A 23,120-nucleotide genomic window follows, 5' to 3' on the forward strand; every position below is an offset into this window, starting at 1 on the left:
GCCCTCAGGCCGCCGGCAGGTTCAGCAGGTCACGAGCCACCGTCTGCGGCGACTCCCCGCGCTCCCGGGCGAGCGCGATCACCGCCCGGCAGGCCAGTTCGTTGATGCCGAAGGCGAGCGCTTCGGGGGAGACCCATTCCGCCGCCTCGGCGCTGCGCTCGTCGTCCTCCTCGGCGCACGCCGCCACATGGGCCGCAGCGGCCTCGAAGATGTTGTGCGGCCGCTGTACCCCGGGTGCCCGGGGTTCCTCGTTGCCCGGCCTCTGCGCCACGGTGCGGACGAGGGTGAAGAAGTTCCGAAGGCCGCGGAACAATCCGGAGATCTCGCGTATGAATCCGGTCATCGTGTCCCCCATTCCCGGTACCCGTTCCGGTCGTTCCAGTGTGCCCGGGGCGCTTACGATGGGAACTTCGACGACGAAAGGGTGGGGACGCGGTGCGGCGATATGACTGGCTCAAGGAGATCCAGCGGCTCGACCCGGAGCGGGACTTCCTGCGTATCCACCGCATCGTCACGACGTACGAATTCCCCTGGGACGTCGCACGAGCCCTGGAGCTGGCGCTCTACCGCACCTACGCCGTTCCCAGCATCGGCCGCCTGCTGGCCGAGACCGCCGAGCTGACGGACCGTACGCAAAAGCGCTACGACGACACCGCGCTCCTCCTGGACGCGGTGACCGAGCACGGCTTCGACACCGAGGACGGCCGGACCGCGATCCGCCGCATCAATCAGATGCACCGCAGTTACGACATCACCAACGAAGACATGCGGTATGTCCTGTGCACCTTCGTGGTGGTCCCCAAACGCTGGCTCGACCAGTACGGGTGGCGGCGGCTGAGCGAGCACGAGAAGCACGCCTCGGCCGTCTATTACCGCACCCTCGGGCGCCACATGGGCATCACCGGCATCCCGCGGGACTTCCAGGAGTTCGAACGCTGTCTGGACGACTACGAGCACGCGCACTTCGGCTGGGACGAGGGCGGGCGACGGGTCTCCGACGCCACGCTCGGCCTGATGGCGGGCTGGTACGGCCCGCTGGCCCCGGTGGTGCGCGGCGCGAGCATGGCGCTGCTGGACGACGCCCTGCTGGACGCCTTCCGCTACGAGCGCCCCAAGCCGGCGGTCCGTGCGGCGGTGCGCGGCGCGCTGCGGCTGCGCGCCAAGTCCGTCCGCCTGCTCCCGCCGCGCCGGCGCCCGCACTACGCCCGCCAGAACCCGGAGATCAAGGGCTACCCGAACGGCTACACCATCGCCGGCCTCGGCACCTTCCCCCAGGGCCGTCCCACGGGCGGCTGCCCCGTACCGCACTGAGACACCGGGCGACCGGAACTGTCCTAATCATGATCGTCCCTGACCTTTCCGGCCTCATGCTTTAGCGGTGGCAGACGACGACAGGGATTACGCCCGCCAGTGGCTGGTCGAGCACGGCATCACCCGGACCGGGGAGGTGTGGCGTGACCACCGGTCACCGGGTGAGGCGCTGACACCGAACGAGGTGGCGCACACATGGGCTGACGAGGCGCTGTCCGACAGCGCCCTGGACGCCTCCGCCCGCCTGCGGCTCGCCTTCGGCCTCCTGGACCTGCTGGGCGAGTACTGGGTGACGAGCGAGCTCCGCTTCGCCGTACGCGACGGACAGCATCCGGTCCAGGCCGCCGAGTTCTGGGCCGCCTGCCGCCGGCGCCTGGAAGCGCCTGAGGAGCCCGAAGCGCTCGTCTACTCACTCTGGGTGGACTGGTTCGAGGACCGGGCCACCACGGAGGAGGCGTTCGCCGAGGTGCTCGGCAACGACGTGGCCGGCCTGAACGCCCTGGACCACGCCCCCGGACGGACGCCGGAGCTCATCGCTTCGGGCGGTACGGCACGGGACGCGCTGCTCCGTCGTGCCGCCCGCGTCCTCGGCGTCTCGGGCCCCGTGCCCTGGCCGGTCAAGCACCCCACGTACCGGACCGCCGCGACCGTCCCCGCCCTCCACACCGCCCTGTTCCGCGGCATCCTCAGCAGCTACCACGACCTGTACGGCGACCTCGAACCCCGCGCCGCTCTCACCCTCCTGGACCGGCTGGACCTGCCGGCCGCCACCGAGCACCTGGCTCCGCTGCGCGCGGTCCTCACAGCAGGCCACAAGAACCACTACCGCGACCCGGACGCCTGGTCCCGGGCGCTGGACACGACTCAGGCGCCCTGACGCACAGCCATCGCCAGGTAGCGGGCGTCCTCGTCCACGTAACGCACCAGGTCCCATCCGGAACGCGCCAGCAGCGGCCGCAGATTGGGCTCGGCCCGTACGTCGTCCGGAGTGAGTCGGCGCCCCTTCCGCTCCGCCAGCGCGGCGCGCCCGACCGGGTGGAACAGCGCCAGCCGCCCTCCGGGCCGTACGACCCTGGCGCATTCCGCGAGGCCCGCACCGGGGTCGGCCAGGTGCGACAGCAGCGCGGCGGCGAAGACCGCGTCGAGCGCGCCGTCCGGCAGCGGCAACCGCTGCACGTCGGCGAGCACCAGGGGCGCCAGACGCCCCCGTCCGGCCCGTACGGCCGCCGCGAGCATCTCAGGTGTCAGATCAGCGCCCAGCACCGTACCGCCCGCCCCGACGGCGGCCCGCAGGGCGGGCAGCGCCCGTCCCGTACCGCAGCCCGCGTCCAGCACCCGGTCTCCCGCCCGCAGCTCCATCGCCGCGACGCCCGCCTGGTAGGCGGGACCGTCGTCGGGGAACCGCGCGTCCCAGTCGTGCGCCCGGGAGCCGAAGAACTCCCGCACGTCATGCGCCTGAACGGTGTCCTCGGGGGCCCTGGCGGTGTCGTCGTTCATACGGCAACTCTAGATGCCGCTGATCGTCAGGGAGCCGGTGTCCCGGGACGGCCGGCTCCCTGACGATCAGCGTCGCCGCACCTGTTTCAACTGTTTCCTTTCGACGTCTTACGTTCCCGGCCGCCCGGCGTAATCATGCAGGCATGACGGACACGGGGAAGTGGAATTTCGTCGACCATTTCGGTGCCGATCCGCAGGGCCTCGTCGACGCGGCGGCTCTCCTGCAGAACGCGGTGACCACCATCTGTGACGCCGGCGGCGGAACACTGGTGATTCCGCCCGGGCGTTACCGCATGCACAGCAAGGGAACGGTGGTACCGGATTCCGGGAACCTGACCGTGATCGCGTACGGCGCGCACATTTTCCGCAGCGACACCTCCACCATCGACACGCTCTGGGGCGGCGGTTTCTCCCACGACGGCTACAACGGTGCGTCCGACATCAGCATTCGCGGTGGCCGGTGGGACGGCGGCGCGAACAATCCGCTGCCGCTGGACATGTTCGCCTTCTGCTCCGCCGAGAACATCCTCTACGAGGACCTGGTCGTGGAGAACATTCCGGACTGGCACGCGATCGAGTTCCACGGCGTCCGCAACGGCACGGCGCGCAACTGCGTCTTCCGGCACTTCAAGGCCACCACCCCCACCCGGTTCTTCTCCGAGGCGATCGAGGTCCAGGAGGCGCCGGACGGCACGCACAGCGCCGGCATCGTCGTGGACGGTTGCACGGCCGACGGCTACGGAGCCCTGGTGGGCACGCACACGGCCACCTTTCCCGGCCGTTTCCACGACGGGCTGCGAGTGGTGAACAACAGGATCACCAATGCCAAGAACTACGCCGTACGGGCACACAACTGGCGCCACGCGGTGATCGCGAACAACATCATGGAGGACTGCAACAGCGGAATCCAGGTTCAGGTGGATCCCTCCGCGCAGTATCAGTCGTGGTTCTGGTCCCAGACCGAGGACATCATCATTTCGCACAATGTCCTGACGCACACGGGACTGGAGAAACAGCCGGGCCAAGGCCCTCGTTATGCCACCATCGGCGTGTACGGAATGTCGGACACGCCGATGGAGAACGTCGTCGTGACGGGGAACATCATCCGTGACTGGGCCAGTGCGAACGGCATCGTGCTGCAGTACGTCCACGAGGGCGTGGTCACCGGAAACATCGTGAAATACAGCCGGGGCGGCGACGGCACCGCGATACTGTTCACCTCCTGCTCCGGCGGAACGGCCACGGGAAACAACGTCCGCTATGCCGGTTCGGGCGTCGTCGGCGCCGAGGTCTCCGCCGGAAACAGGATCAGCCTGCGGTGACCGTGGTGCATGTGATCGACGTGGCGGACAGGGGCGGCGGCGCGGCGGATACGCACGACGTGGCGCATGCGGTCAGCCGGTCACCCGGGCCAGCGAGAATCCGTCGTAACCCTTGCTGCCCACGGTCTGCACCGCGGTGGCGGTCAGCCTCGGGTTCTGGGCGATGAGTTCCAGGAACCGGCGGATACCGCGGATCGAGGGATCCGTACTGCCGGCGTCGGCGACGTCCCCGCCCCGTACGACGTTGTCACCGATGATCAGGCTACCGGGGCGGGTCAGTTCGAGGGCCCGCTCCAGATAGTGCGGATTGTTGGGCTTGTCCGCGTCGATGAAGACCAGGTCGAACGGTTCGGCGCGCTCGGCGACCAGCTTCGCGAGACTGTCGAGCGCCGGGGCGACGAGGATCTCGGTACGCTCCGCCAGCCCGGCGCGCGCCAGGTTCGCGCGGGCGACGGCGGCGTGCGCGGCGTTGGACTCCAGGGAGATCAGGTGGCCGTCGGCGGGCAGGGCGCGGGCGAGCCAGATGGTGCTGTAGCCGCCGAGCGTGCCGATCTCCAGGATGCGCCGGGCGCCTTGTATCCGGGCGAGGAGGTGGAGCAGCTTGCCCTGCGTGGGCGTGACGCTGATGTGGGGGAGGCCGGCCGCTTCACTGTCGCGCAATGCGGCGTGCAGTGCATCGTCGTCCGGGGCGAGCAAGGAGTTGAAGTAATCGTCGACCGTGTTCCACTGCTGCTGAGACATGTCCGCCCCTTCGCCTGCCTAGTTAGGTTTGCTAATCAAGCTAGCAGGGGTGGGTACGCCTGTCGGTGTGATGCGGGCAAAAGGTCGCCTTGTCCGGGGCTCCGGTCCCCTCAGGTCCGGTGGCCCCGCTCGTGCAGCGGCGTGAGGTAGTCGCACAGCTCGCACCGCGGCGCGTCGCGGGCGGCCCGGATACCGAGCAGCGGCTCGCCGCAGATGGCGACGAGCGGCCGTACGGGCGACTCCCGCGGATGGCAGATGCGGCAGACGTTGTGCCAGGGACCGGCCTCGTTGTCGCCCGCGGCGGGAACGGCCGCGATGTCCGCGCCGGTACCGGTGGCCTCATGGGTGGACATCATCAGCCTTCTTTCTCGCGCCCCGCCGGTACGCGGACCGGCCGGCGGCGCGGGCTTCCCGCTGGTGGTGCCCGGCCGGACCGTGGCCGGGGCTTTCTCCCGAAGCGTACGAACTTGTCAACTCCGGGCCACGCTGTGTAGCGAAAGGAGTACGGTCCTCGCCATGGTTTTCGAGTCGCACGACGAACCCCACGACGTACCTGTAGCGGATGCCGCCGGGTCCGCAAACACCCCGGACGACAGTGTGATGGCTCTGAAAATCCTGGTGGCGGGCGGCTTCGGGGTCGGCAAGACCACACTGGTCGGTGCCGTGAGCGAAATACGGCCGCTGCGTACGGAGGAACTGCTCAGCGAGGCGGGCACGGCGCTGGACGACGCCCGGGACGTGGTGCGCAAGCCCACGACCACCGTGGCGATGGACTTCGGCCGCATCACCATCAGGGCCGGACTGTCCCTGTACCTCTTCGGGACACCGGGGCAGGACCGGTTCTGGTTCCTGTGGGACGACCTGGCGCAGGGCGCGCTGGGCGCCGTCGTACTGGCCGACACCCGCAGGCTGGAGGACTGCTTCCCCGCCGTGGACTACTTCGAGAACCGCGCGATTCCCTTCCTGGTGGCCGTCAACTGCTTCGCCGAGGCACGCGCTTACGGGGCCGGCGAGGTGGCGCGCGCGCTCGACCTGGACCGGGGCACCCCGGTGGTGCTGTGCGACGCGCGGGACCGCGACTCGGGCAAGGAAGTGCTGATACGGCTGGTCGAGCACGCCGGGCGGGTGCACACCGCCCGGCTGCTCGACTCGGTGGGGTGAGCGCGCGCCCACAGCCGTCACGCTCCGGTGGGCCCCGCCGCCGGAGCGCGGTACGACGGCATCAGCCGGCGAGATCGGCGACAGCGACAACCTTGCCGATCCGGACCCGTACGAGCAGTTCTCCCGGGACGCCGTTGCGGGCCCCGTACTCCTCGGCGCGCCCCTCGCCCATGTAGCGGGCCGCGATACGGGTGGCCCAGGCGCGTACCTCGGACAGTTCGTCGCTGATCTCGGCCCGGCCCTCCACGATCGCGAAGCTGAACGGCGGCCGGTCGTCGTCCACACAGAGCGCGACGCGGCCGTCCCGGGCGAGGTTGCGCCCCTTGACCGTGTCGGCGCCGGTGTTGAAGACGAGGTCGTCGCCGTCCAGCAGGAACCAGACCGGCGCGATGTGCGGGCTGCCGTCGGCCCGTACGGTCGAGAGCTTGCCGGTGCGGGTGCCCTCGGACAGGAAGCCCTGCCACTCGTCCTTGCTCATTTTGCGTGCCATACCGCCATCCTGCGCCATACGGCGCGAACGGGCCGCGCGACCGCACCGGACGCACCGGACCGGCCGGGTTGCTTGCCCGGACGGCACCGGTGGTCCAGGCTTGCACGGCAGTTGCCCACGGGGACACGGGGAGGAAACGGTATGGCACCGAGCAGCGGACTCGACTGGCTGCTGGACGACCTGACCGAACGGATCGACCAGGTGCGGCACGCCCTGGTGCTGTCCAGCGACGGGCTCGTGACGAGCGCGAGCGAGCGGCTGGCGCGGGAGGACGCCGAGCACCTGGCGGCGGTCGCGTCCGGGCTGCACAGCCTCGCCAAGGGCTCCGGAAGGCACTTCGAGGCAGGGCGGGTGCGGCAGACGATGGTCGAGTTCGACGACGGGGCGCTGTTCGTGACGGCGGCGGGGGACGGCAGCTGTCTGTGCGTACTGGCGGGGCCCGAGGCCGACATGGGGCAAATCGCCTACGAAATGGCGCTGTTGGTCAACCGTGTGGGTGAACACCTGGGGGTCGCGGCGCGACAGCCGGAGAGTTGTCCACAGCGCTGAAGCCGGGGGTTGACCGGCTGTCGTACCCCACCGCTATCGTCGTCACTGTCGGTAACGAACCGGCGGGGATCCGGACCGGATCCCTCGACGGAGACCATCACGGGGGAGTGCGACATGACGGTGATGTGCGACGGGCGTCAGGCGTCCGGGACGCTCGCGACGGAACGACCTCTGACCACGGAAGGAACTCTCACGCCAGGGCGCGCTGCCCGCGAACTGGGTCTACGAAGCGGCGAATTCGAACTCGCGGCACAACTCGGAGAAGTCCTGACCCTACCGCCGGACCCCGAAGCCCGGCCCGGCCCGTCCGGCCCGTGGGGGCGGCGCCGGGTGCCGGTGGAAGAGATCCGACGGTTGCGCGCGGAAGTGGGCTTCCCCAGCACACTGCGTGACCGCCTCCGGACGGCCGGCACGGCCGAGGCCGCCGAACTGCTCGGCATCGGCGCGGGACGCTTCCTGCGGCTGGCCCGCGCGGGCTCCTTCGCCCCGGCCCGCTTCTACGTGAACCGCTACGGCACCGTGGTCTGGCTCTACCTCGTGTCGGAGCTGACGGACTTCGCCGCCCGCGAACCGGAGCTGCTGCGCGGCAACCTTCCCGCGGTGCTCCGCGTCATGCTCGACGGCGGACAGGACTGGCGGGGCCGCAAGTGGCGCAGCCGCCGGGTCGCCCGGCTGATGGGCCAGGCGACGGACGGCTGGGAATCGGCGGCAGTGATCGCCGCGGTCCTGCCACCGGAAGAACTGGCCTCGGTCGTCGAAGACCCTCTGGAACGCTCGGTACTACGACGCCTGCGCCCTACCCTGACCCCGCCCGGGACCGGCCCCGCGGCCAGGGAGACGATCGAGCGGGCGACGACGGCGGAGGAGTTCGACGAGGTGCTCTGGTACCGCGTCAACCTCTCCCGCTCCCTGGACCGCGCCCGCCACCACCAGCCGGCAACCAACCGCCTACGCCATCCCCACCCACCCACCACCCCATCGGAACGCAGCGGGTGCGCCCCCTTCCGCATCCCCACGACTCCCGCGCCCCCGACAACCCCCGCCCCGAAGCCGCCCCGCCCACCCATTCCGGCGCACGACCTGGCGCACGATCCGCGGTCGGCCTCACGCGTGCCACGAGCGGCCTCACTGCCCGGCTCGGGCGCTGCTACGGTGCGGCGGTGAACATGCCCGGCGGGGGCGGCAGCAATCTTCCACCGCTCGGACCGGGCGGTGGGACGCGTGACCCTGCTGACCAGTACCTCCGCCACCAGGTGCCGTCCTGGGTGATGCTGCCCCTCTGCTGCTCGCCGCAGCCAGGCCGCGTACCTGGAACAGCCTACGCTCCCGCCCCTTCCCCGTCCCCATACGGACGTTCCAGGCTGTGGTTCTTGGTGTGGGGGCGTAGGAGGCCTTCTTGGACGACGGAGACGAGGAGGTTGCCTGCGCGGTCGTAGATGCGGCCGCGGGCGAGGCCGCGGCCGCCGGTGGCGATGGGGGACTCCTGGTCGTAGAGGAACCACTCGTCCGCGCGGAAGGGACGGTGGAACCACATCGCGTGGTCGAGGGAGGCCATGTCGAAGCCGCGCGGGCCCCAGAGCGGCTCGATCGGGATGCGGACGGCGTCCAGCAGGGTCATGTCGCTGGCGTAGGTCAGTGCGCAGGTGTGGATCAGCGGGTCCTCGCCCAGCGGTCCGACCGCGCGCATCCAGACCGCGCTGCGCGGCTCCGCGCCCTCGATCTCCTCCGGCTTCCACCGCAGGCGGTCGACGTAGCGGATGTCGAAGGGCTGGCGGCGGGCCATCCGCTCCAGCGCTTCGGGCAGTCCGCCCAGGTGCTCGCGCACCTCGTCCGCGACGGTCGGCAGCTCCTCGGGGGCGGGAACCACGCGGCGCATCGGCAATTGGTGTTCGAAGCCCGGTTCGGGCTGATGGAAGGAGGCGGTCAGGTTGAAGATCGTACGTCCCTGCTGGACGGCGACCACGCGGCGCGTGGTGAAGGAGCGGCCGTCCCGTACCCGTTCCACCTGGTACACGATCGGCACCCCGGGCCGGCCCGGGCGCAGGAAGTACGCGTGCAGTGAGTGCACGGGCCGGTCGCCCTCCGTGGTGCGTCCGGCCGCGACCAGCGCCTGTCCGGCCACCTGCCCGCCGAAGACGCGCTGGAGACTTTCCTGCGGGCTGCGGCCGCGGAAGATGTTCACCTCGATCTGCTCCAGGTCCAGCAGATCCACCAGGCGCTCGGCGGGGTTGGTCATGGCCGTACGTCCTCCGTCGGGTGTGTCGACGCCCTTGCTCAGCGGTGCGCCCCGCGAAGGGCGCACCACCCGGTCACAGCTGACCCACGGCGGTGACGCGCACGACCGCGCGCCCCTCCTCGTCGGAGGCCGTCAGGTCCACCTCGGCGGAGATGCCCCAGTCGTGATCGCCGGCGGGGTCGGCGAAAGTCTGCCGCACCTTCCACAGCCCGTGCTCGGGTTCCTCTTGAATCTGCAACAGCTTGGGGCCGCGCGCATCCGGACCGGTGCCCAGCTCGTCGTACTCGTCCCAGTACGCGTCCATCGCCTCGCCCCAGGCGTCCGCGTCCCAGCCGGACTCCGCGTCCATCTCGCCGAGCTCCTCGACCTTGTCCAGCGCCGCCAGCTCGACCCGCCGGAACAGGGCGTTGCGCACCAGCACCCGGAAGGCCCGCGCGTTCGCGGTGACCGGCTTGACCTGGTCCGCCCGCTCGGCGGCCTCCTCGGCCGTCTCCTCCTCCGGGTTGGCCAGCTGCTCCCACTCGTCCAGCAGGCTGGAGTCCACCTGGCGGACCATCTCGCCCAGCCAGGCGATGATGTCCTCGAAATCCTCCGACTTCAGGTCGTCCGGCACGGTGTGATCCAGCGCCTTGTACGCGCTCGCCAGGTAGCGCAGGACGATGCCCTCGGTGCGGGCCAGCTCGTAGAACGAGGTGAATTCGGTGAAGGTCATTGCGCGCTCGTACATGTCGCGGATGACCGACTTCGGCGACAGCGGGTGGTCGCCGACCCACGGGTGGCTCTTGCGGTAGAGGTTGTACGCGTGCGAGAGCAGCTCCTCCAGCGGCTTGGGATACTCGACGTCCATGAGCCGCTCCATGCGGTCCTCGTACTCGACGCCGTCGGCCTTCATCTGGGCCACCGCCTCGCCCTTGGCCTTGTTCTGCTGGGCCGCGAGGATCTGCCGCGGGTCGTCGAGGGTGGACTCCACCACCGAGACCATGTCCAGCGCATAGGAGGGCGACTCCGGGTCCAGCAGGTCGAACGCCGCCAGCGCGAAGGTGGACAGCGGCTGGTTGAGCGCGAAGTCCTGCTGGAGGTCGACGGTCAGGCGGACGATCCGCCCCTCCGCGTCCGGCTCGGCGAGACGCTCGACGATCCCGCCGTCCAGCAGCGAGCGGTAGATCGCGATGGCGCGGCGGATGTGCCGCAGCTGGTTGCGGCGCGGCTCGTGGTTGTCCTCCAGCAGCTTGCGCATCGCCTCGAAGGCGTTGCCGGGCCGCGCGATCACGGACAGCAGCATCGCGTGGGTCACCCGGAAGCGGGAGGTCAGCGGCTCCGGCTCGGAGGCGATCAGCTTTTCGAAGGTGTTCTGGCCCCAGTTGACGAAGCCTTCCGGCGCCTTCTTGCGGACGACCTTGCGGCGCTTCTTGGGGTCGTCGCCGGCCTTGGCGAGCGCCTTCTCGTTCTCCACGACGTGCTCGGGCGCCTGGGCGACCACGAAGCCGGCGGTGTCGAAGCCCGCTCGCCCCGCGCGGCCCGCGATCTGGTGGAACTCCCGCGCCCGCAGCGTGCGGACGCGGGTCCCGTCGTACTTGGTCAGCGCGGTGAACAGCACGGTCCGGATGGGTACGTTGACGCCGACGCCGAGCGTGTCCGTACCGCAGATGACCTTCAGCAGTCCGGCCTGGGCGAGCTTCTCGACCAGCCGACGGTACTTGGGCAGCATGCCGGCGTGGTGCACGCCGATGCCATGTCGGACATAACGGGACAGGTTGCGTCCGAACTTGGTCGTGAAGCGGAAGTTGCCGATGAGCGCCGCGATCTCGTCCTTCTCGGCGCGTGTGCACATGTTGATGCTCATCAGCGCCTGCGCCCGCTCCACGGCCGCGGCCTGTGTGAAGTGCACGATGTAGACCGGGGCCTGCCGCGTCTCCAGCAGCTCGGTCAGGGTCTCCGTCAGCGGGGTCGCCCGGTATTCGTACGACAGCGGCACCGGCCGGGTCGCGGAGCGCACGACCGCCGTCGGCCTGCCGGTGCGCCGGGTCAGGTCCTCCTCGAACCGCGACATGTCACCGAGCGTCGCCGACATCAGCACGAACTGCGCCTGCGGCAGCTCCAGCAGCGGGATCTGCCAGGCCCAGCCGCGGTCCGGCTCGGCATAGAAGTGGAACTCGTCCATGACGACCTGGCCGATGTCGGCGTCCTTGCCGTCCCGCAGCGCTATGGAGGCGAGCACCTCGGCGGTGCAGCAGATGACCGGCGCGTCCGCGTTGACCGAGGCGTCGCCGGTGAGCATCCCCACGTTCTCGGTGCCGAAGAGCTTGCACAGGTCGAAGAACTTCTCCGACACCAGTGCCTTGATCGGCGCGGTGTAGAAGGTCACCTCGTCCCGGGCCAGTGCGCTGAAGTGCGCGCCCGCCGCGACCAGGCTCTTTCCCGATCCGGTGGGGGTGGACACAACGACGTTCGCGCCGGAGACCACCTCGATCAGCGCCTCCTCCTGGGCAGGGTAGAGCGCGATGCCCTGCTGTTCGGCCCAGCTCGAAAAAGCTTCGAAGAGGGCATCGGGGTCGGCGTCGTTCGGGAGATGATCGATGAGGGTCACGCCCCCATACTGCCTTCCCCCGGTCCGGATCGGACAACCGGCGGGTCAGACCTAGATCATCTGACGCTACGCTGTGTTGCCGGCCCGGCGTCAGAAAGCCGGGTCACGAGCTCCGTGTCCCGTCGACGGATTTCGGGCCTCGTGTCCAGATCGATCCGGGATGGGGAACGACCATGATGGGACCGGCGCACTCGCTGTCCGGGGCCGCGGCCTGGCTGGGGGTGGGTGCGGCGACGGCGGCCGCGGGGTATCCGATGCCCTGGCCGGTGCTCGTCGTCGGCGCGCTGATCTGCGCCGGCGCGGCGCTCGCCCCCGACCTGGACCACAAGTCGGCCACGATCTCGCGCGCCTTCGGGCCGCTCTCGCGGGCGGTGTGCGGCGTCGTCGACAACATCTCGCACGCGGTCTACAAAGCCACGAAGATGCGCGGTGACTCGCACCGCAACGGCGGGCACCGCACCCTCACCCATACGTGGGTGTGGGCGGTCCTGGTCGGCGGCGGTATGTCCCTCCTGGCGGTCCAGGGCGGCCGCTGGGCGGTGCTCGGCATCCTCTTCGTCCACATGGTGCTGGCGATCGAAGGACTGCTGTGGCGGGCCGCCCGGGTCTCCAGCGACGTCCTGGTGTGGCTCCTCGGCGCCGCGACGGCCTGGATCCTCGCCGGGGTCCTGGACCAGCCGGGCAACGGCGCGGGCTGGCTGTTCACCGAGCCCGGCCAGGAATACCTGTGGCTGGGCCTGCCGATCGTGCTCGGCGCGCTGGTCCACGACGTCGGCGACGCCCTGACCGTCTCGGGCTGCCCGATCCTGTGGCCCATCCCGATAGGCCGCAAGCGCTGGTATCCGCTCGGCCCCCCGAAGGGCATGCGGTTCCGCGCCGGAAGCTGGGTGGAGCTGAAGGTACTGATGCCCGCGTTCATGCTGCTGGGCGGCATCGGGGGGCTCGGGGCGCTGGGCTACATCTGACGGTCGCCGGGGGCACTGCGGATGCAGCGGGCAAGGCTGCGGATGTGGTCGGACTGCGGATGTGGTCCGGCCGAGGGGGCCGTGGGCGGTGCGGGCATTGCGGGAGGCGTGGGCACCGCGGGGGCGCGGGCGCCGCGAGTAACGGATCTTGGTCGGTGGGGAAGGGGCCGGGGCAGGCATGACGGTTGTCGTGCAGCAGGACGTGTAGGGCGTGGACGGCATGTCCGGTCCGGTGGATCAGGCTTGTCAGGGCGCGGGTCTGCCGGATCGCCTGCCGGGAAGTGACGGGGTCCACGTAGGTCCCGGCTCGGTGTCCCTGATGACGGCCGACAGCTCGATCAGTCAGGCGAGGCCGCGGACCAAGATTGGGACGCCCTCCCCGGGACCGACGAGATCGATGACGCGTACCGGCGTGACCGGGCAGTGCGGTCCGTCCGCACCGCACTGCCCGGTCACAGCCTTCCGTTCGCCCCATGATCACTGCCTACCCGTGCCAGGACCGCCACAACGCCGCATAAGCCCCGTCCGCCGCGACCAGCTCGTGGTGGCTGCCCAGTTCGCTGATCCGGCCCTCTTCGACCACCGCGATCACGTCCGCGTCGTGGGCGGTGTGCAGCCGGTGGGCGATGGCGACGACCGTACGGCCGTCCAGTACCCGGCCCAGGGAGCGTTCCAGGTGGCGGGCGGCGCGTGGGTCGAGGAGTGAGGTCGCTTCGTCGAGGACGAGGGTGTGCGGGTCGGCCAGTACCAGTCGGGCCAACGCGATCTGCTGGGCCTGGGCCGGGGTGAGGGGGTGGCCGCCCGAGCCGACCTCGGTGTCCAGGCCTGCCTCCAGAGCCCGCGCCCAGTCGTCCGCGTCGACCGCGCCGAGCGCGGCCCACAGTTCGGCGTCCCCGGCGTCCGTACGGGCCAGCAGCAGGTTGTCGCGCAGTGAGCCCACGAAGACGTGGTGCTCCTGGTTGACCAGCGCGACGTGCTCGCGTACCCGTTCCGCCGGCATCCGGGACAGCTCGGCGCCGCCGAGCGTGATCTCCCCGGTGCGCGGAGCGTAGATCCCGGCGAGCAGCCGCCCGAGTGTCGACTTGCCCGCGCCGGACGGCCCGACCAGTGCCATCCGCGTCCCCGGGCGGACCCGCAGCGAGACCTCGTGCAGGACGTCGACGCCGGCGCGGTAGCCGAACCGTACGTCGTCGGCCCGCACGTCCCGTCCCGACGGCTCCGTCCGCTCGTCGGCGGCGTCCGGTTCGATCTCCCGTACACCGACCAGCCGCGCGATGGAGACCTGGGCGACCTGGAGCTCGTCGTACCAGCGCAGGATCATCGAGACGGGTTCGCTCATCATCTGCGCGAGCAGCGCCCCCGTCGTCAGCTGGCCGGGCGTGATCCAGCCGCGCAGCACGAACAGGCCGCCGAGCAGCAGCACCGAGGCCAGGATCAGCACGTGCGTGACGTTGACGACCGGGAAGAGCACCGAGCGGAGGTAGAGCGTGTAGCGCTCCCACTGGGTCCACTCGCGGATCCGGCGTTCGGACAGCTTGATGCGGCGTTCGCCGAGCCGGTGCGCCTCGATGGTGCGGCCCGCGTCCACCGATTCGGTCAGCGCCGCCGAGACCGCCGCGTACCCGGCCGCCTCGGAGCGGTAGGCGTGCGGGGCGTGTTTGAAGTACCAGCGGCAGCCGACGAGCAGGACGGGCAGGCCGACGAGGACGGACAGCGCCAGCGGGGGTGCGGTGACGGTCATGCCGCCGAGCAGCAGCGCGATCCAGACCACGCCGATCGACAGCTGCGGCACGGCCTCGCGCATCGCGTTGGACAGCCGGTCGATGTCCGTCGTGATGCGGGACAGCAGGTCACCGGTCCCGGCCCGCTCCAGCACGCCCGGCGGCAGGGCCACCGACCGTACGAGGAAGTCCTCGCGCAGGTCCGCCAGCATCTGTTCGCCGAGCATCGCGCCGCGCAGCCTTACCAGGCGTACGAAGACGGTCTGGACGGCCAGCGCGAGGACGAACAGGCCGACGATCCGCGTCAGGTGGAGGTCGCGGGCCCCGGCGTCCAGGTCCTGCACCAGCCCGCCGAGCAGGTACGGGCCGACCATGGAGGCGACCACGGCGACCGCGTTCACGGCCACCAGCAGGACGAAGGCCCGCCGGTGCCGGCGGATCAGCCCGCCCACGTAGGCGCGTACGGTCGCGGGCGAGCCGACCGGCAGGGTCGTGGCCGTCCGCGGGGCGTCCGGATCGTGCTCCGGTGGCGCCAGGCCGATCATGCGCTCTCCTCGATCCGGTCGGTGCGGTCGGTCTGGTCGGTCTGGTCGGTACGGTCCGTCCGGTCGGTGCCGGTGCCGGTGCCGGTACGGGTGCGGCTACCGGTACGTGTGAATCCTCCGCCGGATGCCGCCGCAGTGCCCACGGACGCCGCCGGAGCAGCCACGGACACGGCCGGTGCGGCCACGGACGCGGCAACCCGTTCGGGATCCTCTTCGGTCTCTTCCTCGGTCTCCCGGGTCACCACGGCCCGGTACTCGGGGTCGCTGTGCAGGAGTTCGCGGTGGGTGCCGGTGCCCGCGACCCCGTCCGGGCCGAGGAAGACCACGCGTTCGGCGCGGTCCAGCAGCAGCGGGCTGGAGGTCAGGACCACGGTCGTGCGGCCCGCGCGCAGGGCGCGCAGCCCGTCCGCGATCCGGGCCTCGGTGTGCGAGTCGACGGCGCTGGTCGGCTCGTCCAGCACCAGTACCTCGGGATCGGTGACCAGTGACCTGGCCAGCGCCAGCCGCTGCCGCTGCCCGCCGGACAGGGACCGGCCGCGCTCGGTGATGTGGCTGCGCATCGGGTCACCGGAGTCGTCGGCCGAGCCCTGCGCCAGTGCGGTCAGCACGTCGCCACACTGCGCCGCCGTCAGCGCGTCCTCGGCCCGTACGGACCCGGAGGACGGGATGTCCAGCAGTTCGCCGAGCGTCCCGGAGAGCAGGATGGGGTCCTTGTCCTGGACGAGGACGGCGGTCCGGGCGGCCTCGCGCGGTACGTCGTCCAGTGCGGTGCCGCCCAGCAGGACCGACGGGGTGCCGTCCGGCGTGTCGGCGGGGTGGCCGCCGAGCCGGTCGGCGAGCCGCCCCGCCGCGTCCGGGTCGCCGCACACCACGGCGGTCAGCTGCCCGCTCGGCGCGCGCAGGCCCGTGACCGGGTCGTACAGGTCGCCGCCGAGCGCCGCGGGCCCGGTGATCCGCCCGTCGGCGGGGCGGCTCAACGCCAGGACGCGTGCGGCGCGTTTGGCCGAGGGCTTGGAGAAGGAGTAGGCCATCGCGATCTCTTCGAAGTGCCGCAGAGGGTAGAGCAGGAAGGTCACCGTGCTGTAGACGGTGACCAGTTCGCCGACCCGTACCCGGCCGTCGAGCGCGAGCCCGGTCCCGTACCAGACCACCGCGATCAGCAGCAGTCCCGGGAGGACGACCTGGACGGCCGAAATCATGGACCACATGCGGGCGCTGCGTACGGCGGCCCGGCGGACGTCCTGGGAGGCGCGCCGGTAGCGGCCGAGGAAGAGTTCCTCGCCGCCGATGCCGCGCAGCACGCGCAGGCCCGCGACGGTGTCGGAGGCCAGCTCGGTCGCCCGGCCCGCCTTCTCGCGCTGTTCGTCGGCGCGGCGGGTCGCGGGCGGCAGCAGCGGCAGGACGGCCAGTGCCAGTACGGGCACGCCGACGGCCACCACCACGCCCAGCGCGGGCTGGTAGACCACCAGGACCACGCAGACGCCGACGGAGGTCAGCGCCGCGGCCCCGAACCGGGAGACGGCCTCGACGAACCAGCCGATCTTCTCCAGGTCGCCGGTGCTCACGGCGACGACCTCACCGGCGGCGACCCGTCGGGTCATCGCGGACCCCAGCTCCGTGGTCTTGCGTGCCAGCAGTTGCTGGAGGCGGGCGACCGACGTGATCCAGTTGGTGATCGCGGCGCGGTGCAGCATCACGTCGCCGACCGCGACCAGGGCGCCGAGCAGCAGCAACAGCCCGCCCGCGAGCAGCAGCCCGGAGCCGGAACGGTCCACCACGGCCTGCACCGCGATCCCCACCGGAATGGGGAAGGAGGCGACACCACCGGTGTGCACCAGCCCCCAGCACAGTGCCTTGGTCTGGCCGCCGAGCTGCTGCCGGTAGAGCCACCGGAGCAGGCGGCCACCGGAACGGACGTCCGGCACTCCTGGATCGGCATGAGGAAGATCGCGAATGTGCATGATGTCCAAAGGTCGGTCGGGCCGGGTGGCGGCGGTTCGGGTCTGCGGACGAACGGACGAACGGACGGGGGCCGTAAGGCCGGGTGTCCGGTGGCCGGAAGGCCCGGCGTCCGGGTCGTGGTAAGGGAGTGCCGGGCGCCGTACGGGCGCGCGGCAAGCAGGAAGGACGCGGCTTCGGGGAGCCATGGAAGACTGGCGCGTCACGGTGCCCCGCTTCAACCGGTTTTCCGCGCGGGGCGCACACAACGGGCCACCGCCTTACGGCCCGTACGCGCCCTCCGGATGCGACCATGGGAGCCATGCGAACTGCGGGCTGCATGGTACGAAGGGCCGCGGTGGCGGCAGTGGGGCTGACCCTGCTGGCGGGCTGCGGCGCAAGCGGCGGATCGACGGACGACGAGGGCAAGGGCCGCGGGGGCCGCACCGGCGAGGCCGCCGGACACACCAAGACCATCCCGGGTGTGGGCGCGAAGCTGCGCTCGCGCATCCCCGGGAACTCCCGGCAGGTCGTGGCCGTTTACGGTAAGGGCGCCGACTCACCCGATGCCACGCTGGCCCTGTACACGAAGGCGGCCGGGGGATGGGAGCGCACCGCGACCTGGCCCGCGCACAACGGCAGGAAGGGGTGGACCACCGACCACCATGAGGACGACCTGCGCAGTCCGGTCGGCGTGTTCGGCCTCTCCGACGCGGGTGGTGTGCTGCCCGACCCGGGTGCGAAGCTGCCGTACACCCACTCGTCGGCCTTCACCCCGCCGCCGTACTGGGAGAAGAAGACCCGGCACGATTTCGACCACGTCATCGCGATCGACTACAACCGCGTCAAGGGCACCACGCCCCTGGACCCGACCCGGCCGCAGGGGCGGGAGAAGGGCGGCGGCATCTGGCTCCACCTGGACCACGGCAGCGGCACGTCCGGCTGCGTGAGCATTTCGAAGGCGGGGCTGGTCTCGCTGCTGCGCACGCTCGACCCACGGTCGCACCCCGTCGTCGTCATGGGGGACACCGCACACCTCAAGGCCTGAGACGCCCGGACGGTCCCGGGGCCGGACGGCGCATCGCCCCCGTCCGGCCCCGCCCCGTCACTCCGTCGGCTTCGGCGAGTCCACGCCCGGCCGCGGCTTGCGCCAAAGGCCCCGGGTGAAGTCGGGGATCTCCTGCGGCTCGCCCTTCGCCTTGATCGAGGCGTGGCTCAGCGGCACCGGCGCGCTCCAGACCGCCGCGTCGTACACGTCGAAGTCCGGTACGAGCCCGAGGTGGAAGCACTGCATGAGCCGGTACAGCATGATGTAGTCCATGCCGCCGTGGCCGCCGGGCGGGTTGGCGTGCTCCTTCCACAGCCAGTGGTCCCACTCCGCGTACTTGCTGAAGTCGCCCCACTGGTCGTCGGTGTGGTCGGGCTCGATGTAGATCCGCTCCGGGTAGTCCTCGAAGACGCCCTTGGTGCCGCCGAGACTGTTGATCCGGCTGTACGGGTGCGGCGTGGACACGTCGTGCTCCAGGCGCAGCACCCGTCCCTTGGCGGTCTGGATGAGGCTGAAGGTGCGGTCGCTCTCGATGTAGGTCTCCCGCCAGCTCGGGTCACCCGGCGGCATGTGCGCCTCGCGGTACTCGGCGAGGCCCAGCGCGGGCGTGCCGAAGCTGGAGATGCGGACGACCCGGTCGCCGCGGTTGACGTCCATGTAGTTGGCGATCGGCCCGAAGCCGTGGGTGGGGTAGAGGTCACCGCGCAGCCGGGTGTGCCACAGCCGCCGCCACGGGCCCTCGTAGTACGTCGGGTCGAACATCAGCTGGCGCAGGTCGTGGTTGTACGCGCCCGCGGCGTGCAGCAGTCTGCCGAAGCGGCCCGCGTGCGCCATCCGCAGGACGCGCATCTCGTTGCGGCCGTAGCAGCAGTTCTCCACCTGCATACAGTGGCGGCGGGTGCGTTCGGAGAGGTCGACCAGGTCCCAGAGTTCGTCCATGCGCATGGCCACCGGGCACTCCACACCGACGTGCTTGCCGCCGAGCAGCGCGGCCTTGGCCATCTCGAAGTGCCAGTCCCACGGGGTGGCTATGTACACGTAGTCGAGGTCGCCGCGCTCGCACAGGTTCTCGAAGTCGTGGTGGCCCTTGGTGTAGACGGCCGGTGCGGGCTGTCCGGCCCCGGTGACCAGCTGTACCGCCTTGGCCGCTTTGTCCTTGACCGGGTCGCAGACCGCCACCACCCGGACGCCCGGGATGGCGAGGTACAGGGGCAGCATGCCCATGCCGCGGTTGCCCAGGCCGATGATGCCGATCCGTACCGTGCTCCGTCTCTCGAACGGCACACCGATCATGGTCTTGTGCCGGCCCTTCGGGGCCGCTGCCGCCTGTCCGGAGGCGGCCGTCGCCGCGGCGGTTCCCTGGCCGGCGTCGGCCGCGGCGGCGCTGCCCGTACCCAGCCCGCCGATTCCGAGGCCGGCTCCCGCCGCTCCGGCGGTCCACAGAACGGAGCGCCTGGTGGGTCCGGCTCCCTCGGGGCCGTGACCCGCCTCGTGGCCGTCGTTCTCGTGGGGCTCGTGGCTCTGTGATGGTGCCTCGTTCATCGGTCCTCCAAAGGAACGGATGGTGCGTGGCGGAAGCGTGAACCTCGCTGAGGACCTTGACGGTTGTGCGGCTGGATGCACAAGAGGGCCGCCAGGACTGATCTTTTGTGCGGGGTCCGGGGGCTGCCTGGTACGGACCGGCGGCGGGAGACCCGTTACATGGACGAGCTCCTTGAACTCTTACGGGAGCTCTCGACGGGTCGGCCGGCGGAACGGCAGGCTCCCTCGGACATTCCCGCCACGGCAGCCCGGTACGCGGCTCCACCACCGAGTACCTGTCGGGCGGACGGTGGTGGACCCAGGGCACGCCGTCGAACGGATCTTGCCCCCGGAGCAGGAACGAACAGCAGGAACGAACAGAGGGAGGGCCGGTACCACGTCGAAGGACCGACTCGGAGCAGCCCGCGGATTGCCGGGGCGGACAGCGCACAGGCCGCGGTGACGAGGTCATCGACCGCCTGCCGCCACACAGCGGCCCGGTCAAGCCCCCGCCGTCATCCGGCCAGACGCGTCGCCCGCTCCAGGGCGAGCAGCACCGAGTAGTACCCCCGGCCGCCGGTCGCGTGGTCCATCCCCACTTCGCACATCCGGTTCGCCGACAGGTGCGCGTCGAAGTGCCGGGACGTCACCTCCGCCGCCTCCTTGGCGGTCGCCGCCTCCGTCAGTTCCTTGTGCAGCATGCCGCGGTCGCCCGCGAAGGCGCAGCAGCCCGCGTCGTCCGGGACGACCACTTCCGTCGCGCACGCCTCGGCGACCGCACGCAGCTGTGCCTCGTCGCCCAGGTGTCGCATGGAGCACGTCGGGTGGAGCACGGCGGAATCGACCGTCCGCACCACCTCCAGGTGCGGCAGCAGTTCTTCGGCAGCCCACACCACCGAGTCGACGACGGTCAGTTCCGCGTGCAGTTCCCGGTTGTCCGGGGTGAGGTACGGCACGACCTCGTGGGCGATGCCCAGCGTGCACGAGGAGGCGTCCACGACCAGCGGCAGCCGCCCGCCCGCGGTCCAGCCCCAGGCGGCCTCGACCATGCGGTTGGACATCACCGCGTTGCCCTCGTCGTACCCCTTGGAGTGCCAGATGGTGGCGCAGCAGGTGCCGGCCACGTCGGCGGGGATCCACACCGGTTTGCCCGCGCGGCCGGACACCGCCACGACCGCCTCGGGCAGTGACGGGCCGTCGAAGCCGTCCGGCTCGCCGAAGATGCGGTTCACGCACGCCGGGTAGTAGACCGCGGCGGCGCCCACCCGCCGGGTGGCGGGCAGCCGACGGGCCGCCGCGCCGGGGATCTGCGGCAGCCATTCCGGTACGAGATCGGGCCGTACGGCCTTGCGTGCCGCGCCCGTCAGGGATTGCAGCAGCCGGTCGGCGCGCCCTTCGCCGATCCGGTCGCCGATCTTCGCGGCGGCGGCCACCGCCAGCCGGGCCGACCGTTCGACCGTCTTGAAGTGGCGGGCGGTCAGCGCGGCGGCCCGTTCCTCTCTGGGGGAGTGGCGCCGGTGCCGGAAATCCTTCATCATCGCGCCGGTGTCGATGCCGACCGGGCAGGCCAGCTTGCAGGTCGAGTCGCCCGCGCAGGTGTCCACCGCGTCATAGCCGTACGCGTCCAGCAGCGCGCCGGTGACCGGCGAGGCCGGGGTCTGGCGCATCATCTCGCGGCGCAGCACGATGCGCTGGCGCGGTGTCGTGGTGAGGTCCTGGCTGGGGCAGGTCGGTTCGCAGAAACCGCACTCGATGCAGGGGTCGGCGACCGCTTCGACCTGCGGGATGGTCTTCAGGCCGCGCAGATGCGCCTTCGGGTCGCGGTCGAGCAGGACGCGCGGGGCCAGGATGCCGTGCGGGTCCACGGTCTGCTTGACGCGCCACATCAACTCCGTGGCGCGCGGGCCCCATTCGAGCTCCAGGAACGGGGCGATGTTGCGGCCGGTGGCGTGCTCGGCCTTCAGGGAGCCGTCGAAGCGCTCGACGGTCAGCGTGCAGAACTCGTCCATGAAGGCGGCGTAGCGCTCCACGTCCGCGGGCCGGGCGGCGTCGAAGGCGAGCAGGAAGTGCAGGTTGCCGTGGGCGGCGTGGCCCGCCACCGCCGCGTCGAAGCCGTGCCGGTCCTGGAGTTCGAGCAGCGCCGTGCACGCCTCGGCGAGCCGGGACGGCGGTACGGCGAAGTCCTCGGTGATCAGCGTCGTACCGGACGGGCGGGAGCCGCCGACCGCGGTGACGAACGCCTTGCGGGCCTTCCAGTACCCGGCGATGACCGCGGCGTCGCGGGTGAATGCATTGGTGACGGACGCGACCGGGGCGACCAGCTCCAGCCCCGCCAGCACCTTCCGCGCGGCCTCTTCCTGGGCCTCCCGCGCCGCCTCGTCGGGTGCGCGGAACTCCACCAGCAGTGCGGTGGTCGTCTTCGGCAGCTCCGCCCAGTCGGCGGGTACGCCGGACACGCTCACCGAGGCGCGCAGTGTGTTGCCGTCCATCAGCTCGACGGCGATCGCGCCCGCCTCGTTGAACAGCGGTACGGCGGCCGCCGCGGCGCTCAGTGTGGGGAAGAACAGCAGGGCGGTGGAGGTGTACCGGTTCAGCGGCAGCGTCTCGAAGACGGTTTCGGCGATGAATCCGAGGGTGCCCTCGGAGCCGACCGCCAGGCCGCGCAGGATCTCGACGGGGGTGGCGCCGTCCAGGAAGGCGTCCAGGCGGTAGCCGTTGGTGTTCTTGATCTCGTACTTGGCGCGGATTCTGGCCACCAGCTCCGGGTCCGCCTCGATCTCCGCCTTCAGCGCCAGCAGCCCGCGGCACAGTTCGGGTTCGGCGTGCGCCAGCTCCTCGTCCGCCGCAGGGTCCCCGGTGTCCACGATCGTCCCGGAGGGCAGCACGAGCGTGACCGAGGCGAGCGTCCGGTAGGAGTTGCGGGTGGTGCCCGCCGTCATGCCGGACGCGTTGTTGGCGACCACGCCGCCGAGGGTGCAGGCGATGGCGCTGGCCGGGTCCGGGCCGAGCAGCCTGCCGTACCGGGCGAGCGCGGCGTTGGCCCGTACGACCGTGGTGCCGGGCCGGATACGGGCCCGGGCGCCGTCGTCCAGCACCTCGACACCCGCCCAGTGCCGGCGTACGTCCACGAGGATGTCCTCGCCCTGCGCCTGCCCGTTGAGCGAGGTGCCGGCGGCCCGGAAGACGACGTTGCGGCCCTTGCCGTGCGCGTACGAGAAGACCGCGGAGATGTCGTCCACGTCCTCGGCCAGCACGACGGCCTGCGGGACGAAGCGGTACGGGCTCGCGTCGGAGGCGTACCGGACCAGGTCGGAGATCTTGTGCAGCACCTTGTCCGGGCCGAGCAGCGCCGTCAGCTCGTCGCGCAGCCGCTCCGGGGAGCCGGACGCCTGCCGGTCGGCCACCCGGTCGTGGTACGGGCCTTCGCCGGCGGCCGGCCGCAGGGTCCCGGGCTTCGGTTCCAGCAGGGGCATGACGACTCTCCTCCG

The 23,120-nt window shown here is 71.1% G+C and carries 19 protein-coding genes; 8 read left to right on the forward strand and 11 right to left on the reverse strand.

Annotated features, from left to right (window positions below; all coding sequences use genetic code 11):
• Nucleotides 1–4: 4 nt before the first annotated feature.
• A complete protein-coding gene (locus ACZ4Z1_RS07890) occupies nt 5–343 on the reverse strand; it encodes a hypothetical protein (RefSeq protein WP_468485698.1) in 339 nt (112 codons plus the stop codon).
• A 92-nt stretch (nt 344–435) separates the two neighbouring features.
• Here ACZ4Z1_RS07890 and ACZ4Z1_RS07895 point away from each other — a divergent pair, with 92 nt between their 5' ends.
• Together ACZ4Z1_RS07895 and ACZ4Z1_RS07900 are read left to right on the forward strand one after the other, a co-directional pair.
• On the forward strand, nt 436–1,311 hold the full coding sequence (locus ACZ4Z1_RS07895) for an oxygenase MpaB family protein (protein ID WP_468485699.1): 876 nt from the start codon (nt 436–438) through the stop codon (nt 1,309–1,311).
• 67 nt (nt 1,312–1,378) lie between these two features.
• On the forward strand, nt 1,379–2,188 hold the full coding sequence (locus ACZ4Z1_RS07900) for a hypothetical protein (RefSeq protein ID WP_468485700.1): 810 nt from the start codon (nt 1,379–1,381) through the stop codon (nt 2,186–2,188).
• On the opposite strand, the gene ACZ4Z1_RS07905 is transcribed toward ACZ4Z1_RS07900, so the two are convergent.
• On the reverse strand, nt 2,176–2,808 hold the full coding sequence (locus ACZ4Z1_RS07905) for a class I SAM-dependent methyltransferase (protein WP_468485701.1): 633 nt from the start codon (nt 2,806–2,808) through the stop codon (nt 2,176–2,178). The genes ACZ4Z1_RS07900 and ACZ4Z1_RS07905 overlap by 13 nt on opposite strands.
• Nucleotides 2,809–2,951: 143 nt before the next feature.
• Between ACZ4Z1_RS07905 and ACZ4Z1_RS07910 the strand changes: the two genes are divergently transcribed.
• Nucleotides 2,952–4,130 (forward strand): right-handed parallel beta-helix repeat-containing protein, encoded by a 1,179-nt coding sequence (locus ACZ4Z1_RS07910; RefSeq protein ID WP_468485702.1) that lies wholly within the window; start codon nt 2,952–2,954, stop codon nt 4,128–4,130.
• 72 nt (nt 4,131–4,202) lie between these two features.
• Here ACZ4Z1_RS07910 and ACZ4Z1_RS07915 read toward each other — a convergent pair whose 3' ends face one another.
• Together ACZ4Z1_RS07915 and ACZ4Z1_RS07920 are read right to left on the reverse strand one after the other, a co-directional pair.
• Nucleotides 4,203–4,871, reverse strand: coding sequence for an O-methyltransferase (locus ACZ4Z1_RS07915; RefSeq protein WP_468485703.1), 669 nt, complete (start codon nt 4,869–4,871; stop codon nt 4,203–4,205).
• Between the two features lie 110 nt (nt 4,872–4,981).
• Nucleotides 4,982–5,227 carry a hypothetical protein gene (locus tag ACZ4Z1_RS07920; protein WP_468485704.1) on the reverse strand — a complete coding sequence of 82 codons (246 nt, stop codon included), beginning with the start codon at nt 5,225–5,227 and terminating at the stop codon, nt 4,982–4,984.
• 244 nt (nt 5,228–5,471) lie between these two features.
• On the opposite strand from ACZ4Z1_RS07920, the gene ACZ4Z1_RS07925 reads away from it, so the two are divergent.
• Nucleotides 5,472–6,032: a GTP-binding protein gene (locus tag ACZ4Z1_RS07925; RefSeq protein WP_468485882.1), complete on the forward strand. Its 561-nt coding sequence runs from the start codon at nt 5,472–5,474 to the stop codon at nt 6,030–6,032.
• 61 nt (nt 6,033–6,093) lie between these two features.
• Here the strand turns inward: ACZ4Z1_RS07925 and ACZ4Z1_RS07930 are convergent, their stop codons facing one another.
• A complete protein-coding gene (locus tag ACZ4Z1_RS07930) occupies nt 6,094–6,522 on the reverse strand; it encodes a PPOX class F420-dependent oxidoreductase (protein ID WP_468485705.1) in 429 nt (142 codons plus the stop codon).
• Nucleotides 6,523–6,663: 141 nt separating this feature from the next.
• Here ACZ4Z1_RS07930 and ACZ4Z1_RS07935 point away from each other — a divergent pair, with 141 nt between their 5' ends.
• Both ACZ4Z1_RS07935 and ACZ4Z1_RS07940 read left to right on the forward strand, forming a co-directional pair.
• Entirely contained in the window at nt 6,664–7,071 is a 408-nt protein-coding gene (locus ACZ4Z1_RS07935; RefSeq protein WP_468485706.1) for a roadblock/LC7 domain-containing protein, read from the forward strand.
• Between the two features lie 171 nt (nt 7,072–7,242).
• Nucleotides 7,243–8,235, forward strand: coding sequence for a DUF6397 family protein (locus tag ACZ4Z1_RS07940; protein WP_468485883.1), 993 nt, complete (start codon nt 7,243–7,245; stop codon nt 8,233–8,235).
• Between the two features lie 154 nt (nt 8,236–8,389).
• On the opposite strand, the gene ACZ4Z1_RS07945 is transcribed toward ACZ4Z1_RS07940, so the two are convergent.
• Both ACZ4Z1_RS07945 and ACZ4Z1_RS07950 read right to left on the reverse strand, forming a co-directional pair.
• The gene (locus ACZ4Z1_RS07945; protein ID WP_468485707.1) at nt 8,390–9,307 is read right to left on the reverse strand and encodes an acyl-CoA thioesterase; all 918 of its coding nucleotides are present in this window, start codon (nt 9,305–9,307) and stop codon (nt 8,390–8,392) included.
• 73 nt (nt 9,308–9,380) lie between these two features.
• Entirely contained in the window at nt 9,381–11,894 is a 2,514-nt protein-coding gene (locus ACZ4Z1_RS07950) for a DEAD/DEAH box helicase (protein ID WP_468485708.1), read from the reverse strand.
• 173 nt (nt 11,895–12,067) lie between these two features.
• On the opposite strand from ACZ4Z1_RS07950, the gene ACZ4Z1_RS07955 reads away from it, so the two are divergent.
• Nucleotides 12,068–12,859 carry a metal-dependent hydrolase gene (locus ACZ4Z1_RS07955; protein ID WP_468485709.1) on the forward strand — a complete coding sequence of 264 codons (792 nt, stop codon included), beginning with the start codon at nt 12,068–12,070 and terminating at the stop codon, nt 12,857–12,859.
• 484 nt (nt 12,860–13,343) lie between these two features.
• Here ACZ4Z1_RS07955 and ACZ4Z1_RS07960 read toward each other — a convergent pair whose 3' ends face one another.
• Nucleotides 13,344–15,125: an ABC transporter ATP-binding protein gene (locus ACZ4Z1_RS07960; protein WP_468485710.1), complete on the reverse strand. Its 1,782-nt coding sequence runs from the start codon at nt 15,123–15,125 to the stop codon at nt 13,344–13,346.
• Nucleotides 15,122–17,086 carry an ABC transporter transmembrane domain-containing protein gene (locus tag ACZ4Z1_RS07965; RefSeq protein WP_468485711.1) on the reverse strand — a complete coding sequence of 655 codons (1,965 nt, stop codon included), beginning with the start codon at nt 17,084–17,086 and terminating at the stop codon, nt 15,122–15,124. Before ACZ4Z1_RS07965 ends, ACZ4Z1_RS07960 begins: the two co-directional genes overlap by 4 nt.
• 290 nt (nt 17,087–17,376) lie before the next feature.
• Between ACZ4Z1_RS07965 and ACZ4Z1_RS07970 the strand changes: the two genes are divergently transcribed.
• Nucleotides 17,377–18,111, forward strand: a complete 735-nt coding sequence (locus tag ACZ4Z1_RS07970; RefSeq protein WP_468485712.1) for a hypothetical protein — start codon at nt 17,377–17,379, stop codon at nt 18,109–18,111.
• A 57-nt stretch (nt 18,112–18,168) separates the two neighbouring features.
• Here ACZ4Z1_RS07970 and ACZ4Z1_RS07975 read toward each other — a convergent pair whose 3' ends face one another.
• Together ACZ4Z1_RS07975 and ACZ4Z1_RS07980 are read right to left on the reverse strand one after the other, a co-directional pair.
• A complete protein-coding gene (locus tag ACZ4Z1_RS07975; RefSeq protein WP_468485713.1) occupies nt 18,169–19,653 on the reverse strand; it encodes a Gfo/Idh/MocA family protein in 1,485 nt (494 codons plus the stop codon).
• Between the two features lie 494 nt (nt 19,654–20,147).
• Nucleotides 20,148–23,105 carry an FAD-binding and (Fe-S)-binding domain-containing protein gene (locus ACZ4Z1_RS07980; protein ID WP_468485714.1) on the reverse strand — a complete coding sequence of 986 codons (2,958 nt, stop codon included), beginning with the start codon at nt 23,103–23,105 and terminating at the stop codon, nt 20,148–20,150.
• Nucleotides 23,106–23,120: the final 15 nt, after the last annotated feature.

The sequence above is a fragment of the Streptomyces sp. NPDC030165 genome, assembly GCF_055573595.1.

Excerpts from the sequence above, each read along its gene's own strand:
- ACZ4Z1_RS07890 (WP_468485698.1), bottom strand. The coding sequence starts at position 343 with ATGACCGGATTCATACGCGAGATCTCCGGATTGTTCCGCGGCCTTCGG.
- ACZ4Z1_RS07905 (WP_468485701.1), bottom strand. The coding sequence starts at position 2,808 with ATGAACGACGACACCGCCAGGGCCCCCGAGGACACCGTTCAGGCGCAT.
- ACZ4Z1_RS07910 (WP_468485702.1), top strand. The coding sequence starts at position 2,952 with ATGACGGACACGGGGAAGTGGAATTTCGTCGACCATTTCGGTGCCGAT.
- ACZ4Z1_RS07915 (WP_468485703.1), bottom strand. The coding sequence starts at position 4,871 with ATGTCTCAGCAGCAGTGGAACACGGTCGACGATTACTTCAACTCCTTG.
- ACZ4Z1_RS07920 (WP_468485704.1), bottom strand. The coding sequence starts at position 5,227 with ATGATGTCCACCCATGAGGCCACCGGTACCGGCGCGGACATCGCGGCC.
- ACZ4Z1_RS07925 (WP_468485882.1), top strand. The coding sequence starts at position 5,472 with ATGGCTCTGAAAATCCTGGTGGCGGGCGGCTTCGGGGTCGGCAAGACC.
- ACZ4Z1_RS07930 (WP_468485705.1), bottom strand. The coding sequence starts at position 6,522 with ATGGCACGCAAAATGAGCAAGGACGAGTGGCAGGGCTTCCTGTCCGAG.
- ACZ4Z1_RS07935 (WP_468485706.1), top strand. The coding sequence starts at position 6,664 with ATGGCACCGAGCAGCGGACTCGACTGGCTGCTGGACGACCTGACCGAA.
- ACZ4Z1_RS07945 (WP_468485707.1), bottom strand. The coding sequence starts at position 9,307 with ATGACCAACCCCGCCGAGCGCCTGGTGGATCTGCTGGACCTGGAGCAG.
- ACZ4Z1_RS07955 (WP_468485709.1), top strand. The coding sequence starts at position 12,068 with ATGATGGGACCGGCGCACTCGCTGTCCGGGGCCGCGGCCTGGCTGGGG.
- ACZ4Z1_RS07960 (WP_468485710.1), bottom strand. The coding sequence starts at position 15,125 with ATGATCGGCCTGGCGCCACCGGAGCACGATCCGGACGCCCCGCGGACG.
- ACZ4Z1_RS07965 (WP_468485711.1), bottom strand. The coding sequence starts at position 17,086 with ATGCACATTCGCGATCTTCCTCATGCCGATCCAGGAGTGCCGGACGTC.
- ACZ4Z1_RS07970 (WP_468485712.1), top strand. The coding sequence starts at position 17,377 with ATGGGAGCCATGCGAACTGCGGGCTGCATGGTACGAAGGGCCGCGGTG.
- ACZ4Z1_RS07975 (WP_468485713.1), bottom strand. The coding sequence starts at position 19,653 with ATGAACGAGGCACCATCACAGAGCCACGAGCCCCACGAGAACGACGGC.
- ACZ4Z1_RS07980 (WP_468485714.1), bottom strand. The coding sequence starts at position 23,105 with ATGCCCCTGCTGGAACCGAAGCCCGGGACCCTGCGGCCGGCCGCCGGC.